Source organism: Paenibacillus paludis (assembly GCF_042610515.1).
GTDB lineage: Bacteria > Bacillota > Bacilli > Paenibacillales > Paenibacillaceae > Paenibacillus_AQ.
This window is the reverse complement of sequence record NZ_JBGJZP010000011.1, coordinates 179,259-196,811: the sequence shown is the minus strand read 5'-3', so window position 1 is coordinate 196,811 and position 17,553 is coordinate 179,259. Positions and strand designations below refer to the sequence as shown.

16 protein-coding genes are annotated in these 17,553 nt (G+C 50.7%); 2 read left to right on the top strand and 14 right to left on the bottom strand.

Annotation, left to right across the window (positions count from 1 at the left end):
• Positions 1–59: 59 nt before the first annotated feature.
• From yunB to ACAN56_RS21565, 5 genes are all read right to left on the bottom strand, one after another.
• The gene (gene yunB / locus ACAN56_RS21585; protein WP_379145691.1) at positions 60–1,175 is read right to left on the bottom strand and encodes a sporulation protein YunB; all 1,116 of its coding nucleotides are present in this window, start codon (positions 1,173–1,175) and stop codon (positions 60–62) included.
• 141 nt (positions 1,176–1,316) lie between these two features.
• Complete coding sequence (locus tag ACAN56_RS21580; protein WP_038600692.1) at positions 1,317–1,928, bottom strand: TVP38/TMEM64 family protein; 612 nt, start codon at positions 1,926–1,928, stop codon at positions 1,317–1,319.
• Positions 1,929–2,166: 238 nt separating this feature from the next.
• Positions 2,167–3,027 carry a glycine betaine ABC transporter substrate-binding protein gene (locus ACAN56_RS21575; protein ID WP_379145689.1) on the bottom strand — a complete coding sequence of 287 codons (861 nt, stop codon included), beginning with the start codon at positions 3,025–3,027 and terminating at the stop codon, positions 2,167–2,169.
• Positions 3,028–3,048: 21 nt separating this feature from the next.
• Complete coding sequence (locus ACAN56_RS21570; protein WP_038596241.1) at positions 3,049–3,879, bottom strand: ABC transporter permease; 831 nt, start codon at positions 3,877–3,879, stop codon at positions 3,049–3,051.
• Positions 3,876–5,075: a quaternary amine ABC transporter ATP-binding protein gene (locus tag ACAN56_RS21565; RefSeq protein WP_379145688.1), complete on the bottom strand. Its 1,200-nt coding sequence runs from the start codon at positions 5,073–5,075 to the stop codon at positions 3,876–3,878. The genes ACAN56_RS21570 and ACAN56_RS21565 overlap by 4 nt, the downstream gene beginning before the upstream one ends.
• 254 nt (positions 5,076–5,329) lie before the next feature.
• Here ACAN56_RS21565 and ACAN56_RS21560 point away from each other — a divergent pair, with 254 nt between their 5' ends.
• Both ACAN56_RS21560 and ACAN56_RS21555 read left to right on the top strand, forming a co-directional pair.
• A complete protein-coding gene (locus ACAN56_RS21560; RefSeq protein ID WP_038596246.1) occupies positions 5,330–5,887 on the top strand; it encodes a GbsR/MarR family transcriptional regulator in 558 nt (185 codons plus the stop codon).
• Between the two features lie 289 nt (positions 5,888–6,176).
• A complete protein-coding gene (locus ACAN56_RS21555) occupies positions 6,177–7,214 on the top strand; it encodes a LacI family DNA-binding transcriptional regulator (protein WP_038600694.1) in 1,038 nt (345 codons plus the stop codon).
• Here the strand turns inward: ACAN56_RS21555 and ACAN56_RS21550 are convergent.
• The 9 genes from ACAN56_RS21550 to ACAN56_RS21510 all read right to left on the bottom strand — a co-directional run bounded on the left by ACAN56_RS21550 (position 7,196) and on the right by ACAN56_RS21510 (position 17,280).
• Positions 7,196–7,357: a hypothetical protein gene (locus tag ACAN56_RS21550; RefSeq protein WP_156130956.1), complete on the bottom strand. Its 162-nt coding sequence runs from the start codon at positions 7,355–7,357 to the stop codon at positions 7,196–7,198. The genes ACAN56_RS21555 and ACAN56_RS21550 overlap by 19 nt on opposite strands.
• A gap of 105 nt (positions 7,358–7,462) precedes the next feature.
• The gene (locus ACAN56_RS21545) at positions 7,463–8,695 is read right to left on the bottom strand and encodes an MFS transporter (protein WP_379145687.1); all 1,233 of its coding nucleotides are present in this window, start codon (positions 8,693–8,695) and stop codon (positions 7,463–7,465) included.
• Between the two features lie 43 nt (positions 8,696–8,738).
• Positions 8,739–9,740, bottom strand: a complete 1,002-nt coding sequence (locus ACAN56_RS21540) for an ROK family protein (protein ID WP_379145686.1) — start codon at positions 9,738–9,740, stop codon at positions 8,739–8,741.
• 170 nt (positions 9,741–9,910) lie between these two features.
• Positions 9,911–10,921, bottom strand: a complete 1,011-nt coding sequence (locus ACAN56_RS21535; RefSeq protein ID WP_379145684.1) for a ketoacyl-ACP synthase III — start codon at positions 10,919–10,921, stop codon at positions 9,911–9,913.
• 252 nt (positions 10,922–11,173) lie between these two features.
• Positions 11,174–12,517 carry a glycoside hydrolase family 28 protein gene (locus ACAN56_RS21530; protein ID WP_379145682.1) on the bottom strand — a complete coding sequence of 448 codons (1,344 nt, stop codon included), beginning with the start codon at positions 12,515–12,517 and terminating at the stop codon, positions 11,174–11,176.
• Between the two features lie 59 nt (positions 12,518–12,576).
• Positions 12,577–13,680, bottom strand: coding sequence for a glycoside hydrolase family 88/105 protein (locus tag ACAN56_RS21525; RefSeq protein WP_379145681.1), 1,104 nt, complete (start codon positions 13,678–13,680; stop codon positions 12,577–12,579).
• A 42-nt stretch (positions 13,681–13,722) separates the two neighbouring features.
• Positions 13,723–14,598, bottom strand: coding sequence for a carbohydrate ABC transporter permease (locus ACAN56_RS21520; protein ID WP_038596255.1), 876 nt, complete (start codon positions 14,596–14,598; stop codon positions 13,723–13,725).
• A 22-nt stretch (positions 14,599–14,620) separates the two neighbouring features.
• The gene (locus tag ACAN56_RS21515) at positions 14,621–15,589 is read right to left on the bottom strand and encodes an ABC transporter permease (RefSeq protein WP_038596257.1); all 969 of its coding nucleotides are present in this window, start codon (positions 15,587–15,589) and stop codon (positions 14,621–14,623) included.
• 128 nt (positions 15,590–15,717) lie between these two features.
• Positions 15,718–17,280 (bottom strand): extracellular solute-binding protein, encoded by a 1,563-nt coding sequence (locus tag ACAN56_RS21510; protein WP_379145679.1) that lies wholly within the window; start codon positions 17,278–17,280, stop codon positions 15,718–15,720.
• Positions 17,281–17,553 lie beyond the last annotated feature (273 nt).

Sequence of the window (17,553 nt, the reverse complement as noted above, 5' to 3'; positions counted from 1 at the left end):
TCCCTGTTCCATTGGCGGATTTTTCCGGATTCTCCCAAATTAAATCCAATTCACCTATACTATTCGCCGCCACCCTCAATCGCCGCTCCGCCATTACCTGCGTTTCCGGCATTGCCGGAAGTATTGCTGCTCGCGGGCGGATCATTCGTGCTGCCGCTTTGCGGGTCTTTGCTCTCGCCGCTTTCATCAGTATCCGAACCGCCCTCGCCAGTTCCGCTCTTCTCCCCGCTTGCCTGCGGAGCCGGAATGGCAATGCCCGGTGCGTTGTTTCCATTCTCACCGACTGGCTGGCCTTGATTGTCGTAGTAGTACATCGGAACATCGCCGACAACCATCAGATAAGATACAGGAATTTCTGTATCCACTACCTGCGGCTCCATGTCGAACGGAATGACAACCGCAACCTCAGTGACAACATGAATGAAGACCTCAACCAGAATCATATTAATTCCGGCATTTTTTTGGCGGGTGTTCAGCTCTACTTTAACTGCGCCCTGCGGTTCGATCTTGATCGGCACATCCGGCCCGAAGGAAGCGATGAGCGGACTGCCCAGCGCCTGGCCGAGCGGGATACGCTCCGTCTGATTATGCAGCTCCTGCAGCGTGGACTGAATGACCTCCGCCGCCTGCGAGGTAATCCGCATATGCTCTCTATAATTGAGCATAAAGCCCGATATTTTGCCTTCCTTATCCGTCTTCCAGTCAATCAGCGCTTCGGCATCTCCTGCATCGGCCACCTGTGAGGTAATCGCCTTATTGATCGACTCCGTGGCAATTTGCTTCACCCGGATTTGCGCCAGATGAATAATCGGCGGCTTCAAATGCTGCTCGACATAACGCAGCCCTTGAAGCACCGCCAATATCAGCAGCAGGCTCAGGATGATCCAGAAGCGGCCCCGTCTGCGCGGCTTTTGCGTCTTCTGGACGGATACGGAAACCGCCTTCTTCCGCTCGCCTCCGCCGGAGAAGCTGAACCAGCTCCCCCGTCTTTTTGGCGAGAACCGCGCTCCTTGTCCAGCGGCTCTGATTCCCGGCTTGGCCGGTTTCGCCTTAAACGCCGGGCTTCGCCCGGACGGTCTTGGCATGCTGCCCATGCTGAACTTCGGCAGCCGCACCCGCAGGCGCAGGCTTGGCATAACCGCCCTGCGGCTTCCCCATTTTTTTATTCTGCCCATGAGTCTAAGTCCCCCCTGCATTCCTGCGGTCAAGCCGCCGCCCCTTACTATAGGCTATTCGGGAAGAGGACAAAAAAGAAGAACGCCTCTCACGGTGCGAAGTACCGTGAGAAACGTTCATGTCCATAATTTCTAAAGTTATTACTCCATCCGGCTCCGCTTATCCTCCTGCAGATGGGCCCAATGCCGCCGGATAAAAATGCCCAGCAAAATAATAATAAAAACCGCATACCAGGCAAGAAATCCGTTCCATTCCTCCCTGGGGACAACCAGTGAAGAGCCGATCGTTCCGAACAGCCAGATGAAGGACAGATTGCCGAGCACCGTACCCCAAATATAAGCCGAGGCTTTGATCGGCGAGACCGCCGCCATGAAATTGATTACGTTGCTGGGAACAATCGGAATGGTGCGAAGCAGCACCAGCGTCCAGATGCCGTAGCGGTCCAAATAACGCTGCCACTTGTCATAGCGCTTCAGCTTGGATCTCCATTTCTCGTCGAACCAGCCATAGAGGTACCGCCGGAAGAGAAAATACACGAGTATGGCGCCTAAATTACAAGCCAGCCAGCTGACCAGCATACCGCCGATCACATGGAATTCGGAGACATGCAGAACAATCAATATCGCCAGCGGAAAAAATCCGAACAAACTCTGCAGAATCGTGAGCGGAATCGTTGCTAACAGAATATACGGCCCGTTCAGCCCAAGACTTTGCAGCAGCCAATCAATCCAGCCGTTTATGACCTCCGTCATGGAGCCGTCCCCTTTCGTGACTCCTTTCAGCATCAGCTCCGCTGAGTCTTTATAAATCACTAATTCTTCAAGAAAAACACCCCTTACGGGGTGTTTGTTGATGATCCTGCTAAAGAATGTGTTATGGCGGGAACAATGTCCGGCTACAGGTTACAAAATTGTAGCCTTATGTTGACCTAATCATAGCACACATCTTAACCCGCTGCAAAATGACTCTGCAGTACCGGCACAGTTATTATTATTCTGCAGCAATCCAAGTATTCACTTTATCCTCATTCGCTTCTACCCAGCTCTTGGCAGCATCCTCAGGCGATTTCCCGGCTTGAATCTCCACCATGACCTGAGCCATTTCCTCAGGTGTCCATGTGAACTTATCGAGGAAGTTGTACACCTCCGGCATATCTTCTTTCAAACCTTTGCGTACCATAGTGTGAATCTGCTCTGCTCCGCCATATACGTTTTTGGGATCTTCCAGATACTTCAGATCCATATTGGCGAACATCCAGTGCGGCGTCCAGCCCGTTACTACAATCGGCTCATTATTGGTGTATGCCTTCCCCAATTCTTGAACCATAGCGGCCGACGAGCTTTCCAGCAGCTTATAATCACTCAGTTTATAGTCAGTGAGCGCCTTTTCGGTGGCCATCATAATTCCTGCTCCGGGTTCAATCCCGACAACCCGGTTGTTCAGCGCTGCTGCCATTTCCGGATTGTTCAAATCCTCAATGGAGTTGATGTCCATATAAGTGGGAACAACAAGACCTGTCTTGGTTCCTTCCAGGTTGGCCCCGAGATCCTCTATATCTTTTCCATACTGCTCCAGATAGGAAGCATGGGTGCTCGGCAGCCAGGCAGCTACCATTCCATCCGCACTTCCGTCCGCAACGCCGGCCCACATCGGTCCAGCATCAACCTGAAGCATTTCCACCTTCGCATCCAGCTTGGACTCCAGAACCTCTTTGACTACATACGTGCTGGCAATTTCCGAATCCCAGGCCACATATGCCAGCTTCACGGATTTTCCTTCACTTGATGAACAGCCGGCAATTGCAAATACCAGCAACGCCGTCAACAGCAATCCGAATCCTTTTTTCTTCATCTAAATAAAACACTCCCGTCATTATTGTTTAGGTTTAACCAGCTTCTGCGTCAAACGGTCAAGCAGGATCGCTATAATTACAATGGCAATCCCTGCTTCGAAGCCTGCGCCAGTCTTAGCCTGTGATACCGCCCGGTATACATAGGCTCCTACCCCTTGTGCGCCGATCATCGACGAAATGACGACCATCGACAGCGACAGCATAATCGTCTGATTAATGCCGGCCATAATCGTAGGCATGGCAATCGGAAGCTGCAGCTTAAACAGCTTCTGGCCCGCCGTCGAACCGAACGCATCCGCAGCCTCTACGAGTTCCGGCGACACCTGGCGTATCCCCAGGTTCGTCAGACGGATCGTAGGTGGAATAGCAAATATAATAGAAGCAATGACTCCGGGAACTACGCCAAGCGAGAAAAAGGATACCGCCGGCAGCAGATACACAAATGCAGGCATCGTCTGCATAAAGTCCAGTATCGGAGTCACAATATTTTGAACAGTCTTACTCTGCGCGCAAAACACGCCAACCGGAACACCAATCAGCACAGCAAGCAGTGATGCAGTAAGCACAAGGGCCAGGGACTGCATAGAAGGATCCCATAGACCCAGATTGTCGATCAGCAGCAGCCCGATCACTGCGAATAAAGCCATCCGCCATTTGCCGATCCAGTAAGCCAAGGCGGCGATAATCACCGTGAGGACGATAGCCGGAAGGAAGGTTAAAGCCGCATCGATTCCGTCCACCATGCCTCCAATAACCGCATGAATGAGATCAAAGAACGGCCCGAAATACGTAGTCAGCCAGTCCTCCAGCCATTCAATCCCCTTGCCTATAGGTAATTTAGGTAAATTCATGAACCGATGCCTCCTTCCGGTACCGCATTGCCTGCAAGGGCGGAAAGTACTGCCCCTTTAATCACAATGCCCTTTAGCTTATCTTCTTCATCCACTACCGCAACCGGCAGATGTGTCTCGGACATCAGCTCGAACAGGTCGTTCAGCAGCGTGTCCGGACGTACACGGGGAATTTCACGAACCATCACTTCAAGAATGCTTTTATTCTCCTTGAGTGCCTCCAGCGCTTTCTCTGCCGTAAGTACACCTTGCAGCTTCATTTCATTGCTCGCCACATAGAGACTGGATACGCCGCTGTCCCGCATCAGCTGAAGCGCAACACGCGGACCGCGTTCCGGCCGGATCATTTCCGGCTGGCGCATCACATGTGCAGCTGTCAGGACTTTCGACAAGTCTACATCCTCCACAAACCGCTCCACATATTTGTTCGCAGGCTGAATAAGGATCTCTTCCGGAGTGCCGATCTGGACGATCACACCATCCTTCATCAAAGCGATCCGGTCACCGATCCGCAGGGCCTCATCCAGGTCATGCGTAATGAACACGATCGTCTTCTTCACTCTTGCCTGCAGCTCCAGCAGCTCCTGCTGCATATCCTTGCGGATCAGCGGATCAAGCGCACTGAAGGCTTCATCCATCAGCAGGATATCCGGGTCATTGGCAAGACCGCGCGCAAGACCCACACGCTGCTGCATGCCTCCGCTCAATTGATCAGGGCGGTGGTTCTCCCAGCCTTTAAGGCCTACAAGCTCCAGTGCCTCCATGGCAAGCCGGGTTCTCTCTTTTTTCTCCACGCCCTGTACTTCAAGACCATATTCAGCATTAGCCAGCACCGTGCGGTGCGGAAACAATGCAAACTTCTGGAAGACCATGCCGATATTTTTACGCCGGAACCGGCGCAGCTCTTCGGGATTCATTTTGACCACATCATTGCCTTTAAAAAAGACCTGGCCCCCTGTGGGCTCAATCAGACGGTTCAATAAACGGACTAGCGTGGATTTTCCACTGCCTGACAAACCCATGATGACAAATATTTCTCCTTCTTCGATGCTGAATTCAGCCTTGTTGACACCAACCGTCAGCTTGACTTCACGGGCAATCTTCTCTTTAGACCAACCTTGTGCTAGTAATGGAAGTGCCCGTCCCGCATCATGACCGAATACTTTGGTAAGTTCTTTTACCTCTATAATTGCCATGGTGACCTCCTTCTTCCCCTTATATTTCACGTTTGTGCTTCTCAACAAGTGTAACGGAGTTGTGAAAAGCGACGCAAAGTGCATATTCGCTAAAAAATTAGTGTACAGTTTTAACTTTACGTACTTTACGTATAGAATACTCTGTTTTACGCCATATTCCGTTCTGCATGAATTCTTTACTTATTGCAGCAGATTTGATTACAATACATTGGAGAGGTTTGCAGTTTATTAGCCTAATCCTCAGGAGGGACATCATGAACGATTTAGAAGGGCTTCCGCCCGAGCAAATAGAGAAAATCAGCAAGGTCCGCGAGCGGGTCATTGATTCCATTGGCAAAAACATGGATTTGTACGGAATCACCCTATCCATTGGGCATTTATACGGTTACATGTACTTTAATCAAGGCCCCGTAACGCTGGACGAGCTAAGCCGTACGATGGGAATGAGCAAAACATCCATGAGTACAGGAGTGCGCACCTTGCTTGACCTGAAGATGATCGACAAGGTGTGGGGAAAAGGAACCCGAAAAGATCTGTTCGAGGTCGTTCCCGACTGGCATCAGAATTTCAGTGACTATTTCTCAATTAAATGGAGAAAAGCCGTAGAGGGAAATATGTCCGCACTGGCTAAATCGCTTGCTGAAATCAAACAAATAAAATCCGAGTATGCTGACAATCCGGATATTGAGAAGCTCCTGAATAGAGATGAAGCAAAAATTGAAGAAGCCATTAAGTACTACCGCTGGCTGCTGAAGCTGATTGAAGCCCTGGAAACCGGCAAGATATTCGACTTCATTCCCAAAGAAAAGTAAACACGGAGCGTGAGCTCCCTGCTGCACCGCATAATAAATACGGCCATGGCCCCGCAAAGGGGCTATGGCCGTTTATTATTTACTATTTGCTGCGGATTTATAAATGAAAATCCAGGCCGAAATCGGTTTCGGAAATAACGGCTGCGGATTGACTTGTATCAACAAGTTTAATAGACTAGGAATAACTGATTTTTGCAACGGATAAAGTGTAAGCGATGGACCAAAACCGCAGTATATCAGTCTTTTTCCCGGAATTCATGATCAGTCGGAGGGTGGCTTTACCATGCAAATGAATATTAAAAAGATTGCCGAAATGGCAGGTGTCTCCGTCTCAACGGTTTCGAAAATCATGAATAATTACAGCGATGTTTCGGAAAAAACGAAACAGCGGGTGCTGGAGATTATCGAACAAACCGGATATTCCCCCTCAAATTCCGCGAAAACACTGGCCACCAAAAAGTCGAGTCTGATCGGGGTCATTTTTGCCGGTGAATTTAATGTCGAATTTACCCATCCTTTTTTCATCGAGGTGCTGAATTCCTTCAAGAAACAGATGGGCGTGCTGGGGTACGATCTGATTTTTTTCTCCAACGAGAAATTTATCAGCAGCGGTGATTATTTCGCACGCTGCCAGCACTTTCATGTGGATGGCTGCGTGATCATCTCCGGGCAGAAGATGGAGCCCGCGATCCGCGACCTCGATATGAGCAGCATTCCCTGCATCGGCGTAGATATGGAGCTTAAGGGTAAAAAATCCGGGTATGTGATGTCGGACAACTATCAAATCTCCTCCAAGGTCGTGGAGCATTTCTATCTGCTGGGCTACAGGGAGCTTGGCTTTATCGGCAGTACGGCGGATTCGGATATTTCCAACCGGCGGGAAGCAGGGTATATCAAGGCAATCGAAGATTTTGGTCTGGCGATGAATCCCACGTGGTTCGTGCATGGAGAGGATTTCTTTGAAGCCAGCGGTTATGCGGCCATGCAGACTCTCATCGAGAAAGGCAGCCTGCCGCAAGCGATCTTTGCCGCTTCCGATTTGCTGGCACTTGGGGCCATCCGCGCCTTGAAGGAGCACGGACTGCGCATCCCTGAAGATATCGCCATCATCGGCTGTGACGATATTGAGGCCTGCAAATACACCAGCCCTACGCTGACAACGATCCGCCAGAACAAAGAACGGCTTGGCGTACTTGCGGCCCATATGCTGTTCGATCTAATTAACAATCAATCAGAAGGCGGTTCGTTTGTTGTTGAACCGGCGCTAATCGTCCGCGAGTCCTGCGGCAGCCGGTTGAATGCTAAACCTCACCAATCCTCTTTATAAGCCCCGCGTTCGAAATCGTCCTTAAACTTTTTGTCCCTCTCTGCCGCATGCTTCTGCACAGAAGGAGAATTGACAATTTTACGGACGATCCAATACAACACTATAAGAAATACGATACCAAACAAGATTTCGATCACTAGCAATAGTCGTGCCTCCTTTGTCTTATAGATTAAAAGCTTGAACAGCTTTTGCCTATAAGAATATTCATACCGGCTGATCTCTTGCACCCGGTCTACGCTTCTGATGGTCTACGCTTCTGACCGTCTTCGTTTCAGGACCCGGTTCACCTGCTCTGAACTCATCATCATCAATAGCAAAAACGCCAATACGATAACCGGAAACAGGCTGATGCTAATTCCGGAAGCGATCAGACCAAACAATGGGGGCAGCAAGGTTGTTCCTGTATAGGCTACTGCCATCTGGTACCCCATTAATTGCGCGGAGTTCTCTTTGCCGAACCGGGCCGGTGTTTCATGAAGCAGCCCGGGATATATCGGCGCAAGCCCCAGCCCGATCAGGATGAGTCCAACGAGGGTCATAACGTCAGGCAGTGGAAGCAGCAGCAGCAATCCACCTAGAGCAGCTGTAAGCTGACCCGCCAGAATCAGCACCCGGTTGCTGATCCTTAGGGTCACAAATCCGGTAATCAATCTGCCGATTGTGATTCCGCCATAGTACATAGAAATCCAGCCTGCAGCCAATTCGGCTGACACCTCTCTTGCCCCTACTAAATAGCTGGCCCCCCATAACCCGACCGTGGATTCGACACCGCAATAAAACAAGAATGCAAGAAGCGAGAATTTAACGCCTTTGAGACGAGTGGGATGAACCTTCACTTTGGCAGGCGGGGAACTGATGCCGATGTGACTCCCCTCGAGCCCGTCAGACTGGGTTCCGTTCGAATTCCCAACCTCTGCAGCATGATGCAGTTTCGCTACCCGCTTCCATAACGGAAGGGTGACAAGCAAAACGATTACCAGACCGAACTGGATGATCGAAACGGCCGAATAGCCTTCTCTCCATGAATTGTGGTTCGCAATATAAAAGGACATGATCATCGGCCCCGCCGTTGCACCGACACCCCAAAAACAATGCAGCCAGCTCATGTGATGGGCTTTGTAATTATCGGCTACATAATGGTTGAGCGCAGCATCTACCGCTCCGCCTCCAAGTCCCAGGGGAATAGCCAGAACCGCCAACCAAACCAGTGAAGGCGCGAAGGAAAAGCCCAGCAGCGCACCAGCGGTCATACAGCAGCTGATCAGGGTAATCGTCCCTGTGCCCAGCTTTTTAATGATGCTGCCGCTTACCAGACTTGAGACGATGGTCCCTCCGGCAATGATCATAGAGATGAGACCCGCCGATCCAAAGGGAGCGCCGATTTCCAGATGCAGCACCGGCCAGGCGGACCCCAGCAACGAATCGGGAATGCCCAAGCTGATAAATGAAAGATAGATAATGATTAGAAACCAAGTTGCCATAGTTATGTTTCTTCCTCTCTGTGATTTCCCGGATAACTGGGCATCAATTGCCCCAAATATCAGGCTCCAGCTGCTTTAAGGTCAGCCAGCGCATGCCTGCCTCAAAGTCTTCATGAAATGAATCGAGCAGAATGATGCTCGGCATGGAAGGCATTGCATGTTGAGATCTGTACAATTTCCAAGCGCTGCCCCAGGTTTCCTCATCCATCAGGCTCTGGTAAATAACAATTTCATCCGGAGCAAGCACAACATTCACCGTATGAATAATCGTGCAGGCTGCCTCTATAAACATCTCAGTTTTGACCGGATTGTTCCAGTCCACCTCCACCGGAAGAAATTTAATTTCACCGGCCATACCGTCCTTGCCCTTCACTACACTCCCGTTCAAATAAATCCCCATGCCGGGAGGATAGGACCTTGGAAAATATACACCAAGCACACATTGATTATCATCTTTCTCGGTTCGGGAACAGTACCCGCTGATCGCAGCATTCACATCGTTTTCCAACATAACCGGCAATCCAAATTGCTCCTGTATAACTTCGCTCAATCTTACGCCTTTCAGCTGGTCATGACTGCTTACTTTGATTTCCCCATTGACTGACTGGCCGGGAATACCGATCCCAATCACCTTGATGGTAGGGTGTTTCGACAAATATTGCTCAATCAATTCATAAAACCGTTCAAGATTGAACAGCGGTATGCCGTATTCTTCCCGCTCTATAATCTCATCCCCTAAATTAATTACCGTCACAACAACTACATCCTCACCCTGCTTCTCATTCATATGAATGACCAGCGCCAGGCTAAATCCGTAATTGTACCGGTAAGTAAGCGCAGGTCTGCCCCCATTGGATGGGACCGTTTCGTCTTCCGACAATTCACCGAGCTGAACCAATTCCTTGACCAGTGAATTAATAGTAACCACGCTTAGCTTGGTCAATGCGGCCAGCTGTGACTTAGATCCCGTTCCAATCTGCTTCATGGCCTGCCGCACAAGGTTGAGATTAATATCTTTGATTAAGTAACCGTTAGCCTTCTCCATAAGCATCCTCCAACATATAATAAAGTCACTTAATAAACCCTGTTTAATTAGTATGCAGCGAGTAGTCTGTCCTTGTCAAGACTATAAGGGGCAAGTGGAGATCTGAACACAAATACATCATTTAGGCCATAAAAAAACCAGCCGCTTCCGGGGAAGACGGCTGGTTCCGGTTAAAGCTGCGCCGGAAGCTCGACCTGCGGGTCCAGCGTCAGCTTTAGGAGTTGACCGGCATGGGCAAGACCCGCGCCGAATCCGTACAATAGAATCTGCTGGCCATTCAGCACTTTGCCCTCGCGGACACCCAGGTCCAGGGCGAGCGGTATGCTTGCGGCCGACGTATTGCCGAAATATTCAAGGCTGTACAGAGCCTGCTCAAGAGGATAATCCAAGCGCTCACAAATGGGCTCGATCATCCGCAGGTTGGCGCTGTGCGGAATCAGCCAGTCCACTTGTGCAAGCTCTGCCCCCGCATTTTTAAGCACCTGCTGGATGCCTTGGGGTACGGTTCTTACCGCCCAGCGGAAAACCTCCCGGCCATTTTGCACCAGCTTGCCTGGATTCATCAGTTCAATCCCGTTCACCTTATGCGACAGGCCCGTGCGGTACACATGATGTGCTCCGCCGCCGTCACTGCCCAGATGGAAGCCGAGGAAGTTGTCCTCCTGCTCATCGCTCTCCACAAGAACCGCCCCGGCCCCATCCCCAAAAAGAATACAGGTGCTGCGGTCGGTATAGTCCGTAATTTTGGACAGCGCATCTGCCCCAAGAACCAGAACCTTGCGGTGCAACCCTGATGCGACATAAGCGTGGGCCGTATGCAAGGCATAGACAAAGCCTGCACAGGCGGCGCTCATATCGACAGCTCCGGCGGTAAGCGGAATTCCCAGACGGTGCTGAATTATGGATGCTACAGAAGGAAAAGAAAAGTCAGGCGTGCTGGTAGCCACAATAACCATATCCACGTCCCCGGCAGATTTGCCATAACGCTTCAGCAGATCCTGCGCGGCGGAAACGCATAAATCGCTGGTATATTCATCTTCACGGCTGATTCTCCGCTCGCGGATTCCGGTTCGCTGGACAATCCACTCATCGTTCGTCTCTACCATCTGTTCCAAATCGCTATTGGTCAGCCTCCGGACTGGCACATAAGATCCAATCGCTGTAATTTTCGCACCCGTCAATGAAATCACCTCTTTAATAGTATCTGGTCTTAGTACTTGGTACTAATTATATGCGATACCTGCTAATATTGCAAAGGAAAAAGCCGTAAAGTGAATATTTCCCTGGACTCGCCGAAGATCAAAAAAAGAACTATGGCCTACACAGGCCACAGTTCCTAGTAAACATATTGAACAAAAGATAAACGGGTAAGCGGCAGCATAGCTTAGGTACAGCACCGTAACATTCCGGTGTATGCTCTTAGCATCGTGCAACTATATGCTTGCCGGTTCTACTTCCACCTGCTCCACCAGCTTTTCCGGCTGGGCGGTATTTCTTGAACGGCAGTTGATGATTTCAACCTCTTCACCATTCTCGATATAAAAGGCCGGTCCTTCATGATTCTCAACCGTCACCTGCTGGAACCGGACATCCCGTACATTCCCCAGAAAAAATCCGCGGTTGTTCATATCCTCAATGCCTGTCATCATGTCGGGCTGGCCGGGAACGGCATTCTTGGCCATTGAAATATCGACATTCGAAAAGGTAATCTCCGAAATATACTGCTCCGCCAGCCCATACAGGAAACCTGCAGCCGCATGGACGCCCCGTGCGGTAATACTCTCAAAATGAATCCGTCTAAACGTTGGCGTTTCCGCCGTAACGGGATACGGATTTTTGTCCCAGACATATTTCTCTTTGCCGCGGGGTCCGCAGAAATAATACAGGTTAAGTGTAAAGGGGCAAATCACGTCCTCCATCACAATGTTGCTGGCGCGAATATCCTCAATCGTCCCTCCGCGGCCCCGTCTGGACTTCATGCGAATGCCGCGGTCGGTCTGCTTGAACACGCAGTTGCTGATCGTCACATTGCGGATATCGCCGCTCATTTCACTGCCCAGCACTACCGCCCCATGGCCATGAATCATCGTACAGTTGGTGATGGTTATATTCTCGCAGGGAATCCGCTCTTTCGTATCCTCGGTTCCCGCTTTGATCGCGATGCAGTCATCGCCTACATCAATATTGCAGTTGCTGATGCGCACACCCGAGCAGGATTCCGGATTAATGCCGTCCGTATTCGGTGAATCCGCCGGGTTCAGGATCGAGATATTGTCGATCGTCACATTGCTGCAGCAGATCGGATTCACCGTCCAGCTCGGTGAGTTCAGCAGCGTTACATCCTTGATCGTAACCCGGCTGCAGTTGTTAAATCCGATCAGCGTTGGACGGGGATACTCCAGCGCCTCCGGGTGATTCCGGTGCTTGTTCCACCAGGGGGCGCCGTTGCCCTCCAGGATTCCGCTTCCGGTAATGGATACATTCACTAGATCCTCTCCGTAAATGCAGGACGCATGCACTTGCCGTTTCACGCCTTCCCATCTGGATTCCACAGCCGGAAAGTCCCCGGGCTCGGTGCTGAATGACAGAACCGCCCCGGGGCTTAAGTGCAGCTCTATGTTGCTGCGCAGCAGCACCGCCCCTGTTCTGAATGTCCCCGCCGGGATAACCACCGTTCCGCCGCCGTCTCTGCTCGCTGCCGCAATGGCATCCGCAATAGCTCCCGTTGCCGGCACTGGACTATCCCGCAGCGCTCCGTAATCCGCAATGTTATACATGGGTCCCCCTTCCTCTCGAGCAGCGCTCCAACCGCTGCAGAGCTTCCCGCTTTATCCTTTTACCTTCTGCACAAAGACTCCATCTCCACACAAGCCATGACGAGCGCCCCCACCCCATGCAGATCATTGCTGACCTTAGGCCGGGTGACATAATTCTCATAGTCGCCCGCCGAAGTGCCGATGCAGATATCCGGCAGGATCACGCGGCCCTGATCATCCTGCTGAAGCACTGAGATCAGGCCTTCATAGCCTTTTTGGGCTGCTGCCACCGCTGCTGCTTCTTCAGTAGCCAGACCCAATTTCACCGCTTTGGCGATGGTGTAGACGAACAGGCAGGACCCCGACGTTTCCAGCCAGTTATCCGGCTCATCGCCCTTATCCACGACCTGGTACCACAGTCCGCTGTCCTTATCCTGATAACGGATCAAGGCCTGCACGAATTCGCTTAGCGCAGCAGCCAGCTCCGCCCGGCCCGGTTCATCTGCCGGCAGCAGGTCCAGAAATTGCGACAATGCCAGACCGTACCAGCCCAGGGACCGGCTCCAGAACTCGGGAGAGCAGCCCGTTTCGGGGTTGGCCCAAGGCATGCGCCGGCTCTCATCCCAGGCATGATACAAAAGGCCGGTAGCTTCATCCTTCATGTATTTGCGCATCAGCTTCTCCTGATGCAACACGGTTTGCCGCAAGCCGGCTTCCCCGTAGGCATTGGCATATTTCAGCGAGAAGACTCCGGCCATGTAGAGTCCGTCAAGCCACATTTGATAAGGATACTTATCCTTGTGCCAGTATCCGCCTTCGGCGGTTCTGTTTACTGTCAGCAGCAGATTTCTCAGCTTATCGGCAGCCGTCCGGTACTTGCCCTTGCCGGTCCGTTCATGTAGCGTGAACAGCAGCAGTCCTGCCTGAACCGCATCCAGCTCATCGCGGGCAAAATAGAAATTGCCCTGATCATCCACCAGATCATCCACATATTGACCGATGTACTCCAGATAGCGGTCCTCCCGGACAGCTTCCCAGAGCAGCTCCATCCCGCACAGAAACACGCCTTGATGGTAGTGCCAGCGATGTGCAGGAGGAAGCTCTCCCGCTTGATAAGTATCCATTAAAGAGTCACAGGCTTTTTTTGCCCATTCCATGGGTGTTTTCGGCAGACTGCCTATCATCTTACTACCCCTTCCAACATAAGAATACCTGTCCTTTGGCGGTTAACCCTTCATTGATCCCAGCATAGCCCCTTTGGCAAAATGCTTCTGCAAGAACGGATAAACCATCAGAATCGGCAGGGTTGCCACCACGATAACGGCCATCTTGATCGTCTGATCCGGCGGCGGAACCGCAGCATCGAGCGAAGAGCTGTAATCCATCCCGCTGGCCAGCACGACAATTTGTCTGAGCAGCACCTGGATCGGCCATTTGGCGCTGTCATCCAGATACAGAATGGCACTCATATAGGTGTTCCAATACGTCACCGCATAGAACAGGGAAATTGTCGCAATCGAGGGCAAAGATAACGGCAATACAATCCGGAACAGGATGCCGAAGTCGTTGCAGCCGTCAATTTTGGCGGATTCCTCAAGACCTTCCGGGATATTCTGAAAAAAGTTTTTGAGAATAATCATGTTAAACGCACTGATTGCCGAAGGCAGAATTAGAGCCGCATAGGAATCAATCAGCCCCAGCTCCTTCACAACCAGGAACGTAGGAATCATCCCGCCGTGAAACAACATCGTGAACACAACCAGAAAGTTAATAACATTGCGCCCGTCCAGATCCCGTCTGGAGAGGCCGTAGGCCATTAAAGCTGTTATAAACATACTGAATGCTGTACCGATGAGCGTAACCCCAATCGAAACTCCCAGCGCTCTAAAAATCGTATCCGTCGAGAAAATAAACTTGTACGCCTCAAAGCTCCATACTTTTGGAATCAGCACAAATTTGTTGGCCGCGAGCTCCGCACTGGTTGTGAAGGAGCCTGCCACCACGTGGATAAATGGAAGCACCGTCACCAGTGCAATGAGGGCCAGCAGCGTAAAGTTAACAGCAGCAAAGATCCGGCCGCCGATCGTTCTGTCTTCTACCATTTGAATTCCTCCCGCATTTCTCTCAATAAACGCCTTCTTCTCCCATTTTCTTCGATAATTTGTTGACCGACATGACCATAATGAGTCCAATCACCGATTTAAAGAAGCCAATAGCCGTACTGTAACTGAATTGTCCTTGTCTCAAACCTGCGGTATACACGTACGTATCAATAATTTCCGCCACTTCCCGGTTCATGGAGTTGAGCAGCAGATAGGCGTGTTCAAATCCAAGATCCAGCACGGAACCGATTTTCAGAATCAGTAGTGTAATAATGACGCTTCGGATCGCCGGAAGGGTAATGTGCCAGACCTGTCTCAGCCGGCCGGCTCCGTCCATGCGCGCAGCTTCGTAAAGTCCGGGATCCACAGCCGCAATGGCTGCGAGATAAATGATGGTGCCCCAGCCTGCTTCTCTCCAAATGACCTGAATGATATACATTGGCCTGAACCAGTCGGGATTCAGCAGGAAATTCACCTTGGGAAGGCCGAAATAGACCAATAGCTCGTTAATAATTCCTCCGTCCATCGTGACCATAACGAAAGTAATCGAGACGACGATAACCCATGACATAAAGTGGGGCAGATAAACGAGTGTCTGGAACAATCTTTTGAAAAATGTGCCTCTCAGCTCATTCAGCATCAGGGCAAGGATAATCGGAATCGGAAAATAAAAGATGATATTCATTCCGAATAAAATCAGCGTATTCCCCAGGATATTGAGAAAATCCGGCTCCGCGAACAGCCGCTTGAAATGCTCAAGCCCTACCCAATTGCTGCCGAGGATCCCCTGATAAGGCTTGTAATCCTGAAAGGAAATGACCAACCCGTACATTGGAAAGTATTTAAAAATAACAAAAAACAGCACTCCCGGTATCAGCATGACGTAAAGCAGTTTATTTCTCCACAGCCGCTTTTTGAGTTCACTGCTGCTTTTGTATTTTTTGGGCTCCAGCTCAGGAATTGCGCTGGGCTGAGCGGTGACTTCCTGCATAATACTCTTCCTTTCTGCTTCATAAATTGATCATCTGACTGCCGGTTTCGTATGAATCAGAAGGCTGCTGAAGCTGCTTCGGCAGCCTTCTTCACTGGGCCTTAGCCTAACCGTTCACGACTGTCATCCTATTTCTTGTATGCGGCGTTGTATTCTTCGATAATGGCTGCGCCGCCCCGGCTCTTCCAGGATTCCACTTCTTTTTCGAATCCGGCCTTGTCCAGCTGTCCATAGATATAATTGTAGGTAGCATCCGTAATAATCTGTTGAAGCTCAACGCCCTTGGAGGTGTAGGTCGCCGAATCCAGGGCAGCCGTAGGGTCAGCCACTCCGAATTTGACGTTCTCCAGCGCCAGTTCATCAGCATGAATCCGGCCTGGCAGCACGTTCAAAGGCTGGTACATCCCGTTGGTTTCGTATTCACCGATAACGCTGTCCTTATAGCCTTTAACCTCGCGTTCAATCAGCTCTTTATCATCCGCCGGTTTCGCTTTGCCGTCTTCAACGGTGTAGTGAGTGCCTTCAATCCCCCAGTACATCAGGTTGGCAACCTCAGGAGTCATCATCTTGTCAAAGAACGCCAGAATCTTCTTCAGCTCGGCTTCATCCTTGACTGCGCCTTTCGGGAAGAGGACTACGTTGTTATAGCCCGGAATCATCCATTGGGTAATATTTCCATCCGGTCCGGCGACCATACTGTGCGCATCCAAAACGGCATCCGGGACATTCTTGATCAGATCCTTATTGAGGTTATCAATATCAGGCATGGATCCGCCGATATACAGGCCCGCTTTACCGCTGGTGAACATATTTACAGCATCTGTTTTACTGGTAGCCGCGAAATCCTGGTTCATGTACTCGGAATCACGAAGCTTTTTGAAGTAGTCCATCGCATCGATATATTGCGGGAACATAAATTCCGGTGCAAGCTGGCCATCCTTCTCGCCCCAGTTGTTCGGGGTTCCGAACCAGGAGGAGACGGTTTTGAAAGCTCCGTATACCAGCTCATTCCGGTCCACAATCCCTGTGGTGTCTTTTTTACCGTTGCCATCCGGATCCTGTTCCGTAAAAGCCTTCGCCATGGCGAACAGCTCATCCAGATTCGCAGGTGCCTTCAGCCCCAATTTATCTGCCCAGTCCTTGCGGTAAATGATCCCTTGACGCGCCAGCGGCCGTCCGATATACACGGTGTACAGCTTGCCGTCCACTTTGGTGTTATTGAGGATTTCCGGCTTCAGCTTGTTCAGGTTCGGGAATTCCGTCAGATAAGGGCCGATCTCCCAAAACTGTCCATCCTTGATCGCTTCCTTCATCTGCAGGAAGGTCGTCTGATTCTTCAAATAGGTCACCTGCGGCAATGAACCTGTGGCAAACGATGAATTCAGCTTCTCTTCATAGGTATCCGCCGGGAAAAATTGATAGGTCAGCTTCGTATTGGTCAATTTCTCCACTTCCGCTTTGATCGTGTCCGGTGGAGTCTCTGTCGTGTTCAGTGGAAGCATAATCTTAATTTCTGTCGGTTTCTCCGGCTCTGGTGCCGGTTCTGTTGTCGCGGTGTTGGTCCCCCCGCTTGTACCGGGATCTTTTGTCGCCGCTGCTTCCTTATTGTTGTTGTTGTTGCCTGAACACGCTGTCAACATGCTGAACGTTAACAGTGCACTCAGGAGCAGGGTGAAGGATTTTTTCTTCATACCATTTTGACCTCCGTTTGACTTGTATTGGTTACAAGCAACACACTACAGCCTCGGCCAGGTTTCGAATACAATCATTTACTCATAATGGGGCGTTTGGGGGTGGGGTGTGAGCAAATGATTATTGGGTTATAAATGGAAAGGAAAACATTGGTTTGGGGGAGTGGGATTAATCGGGATGGGAATTTGGGAGCGGTGGGGTAACTGCGGGGAATGTTTGGACTTCCGGTCGCTGTTATGTTTGGATTTCCTGATTTGAACCGCTCGCCACGG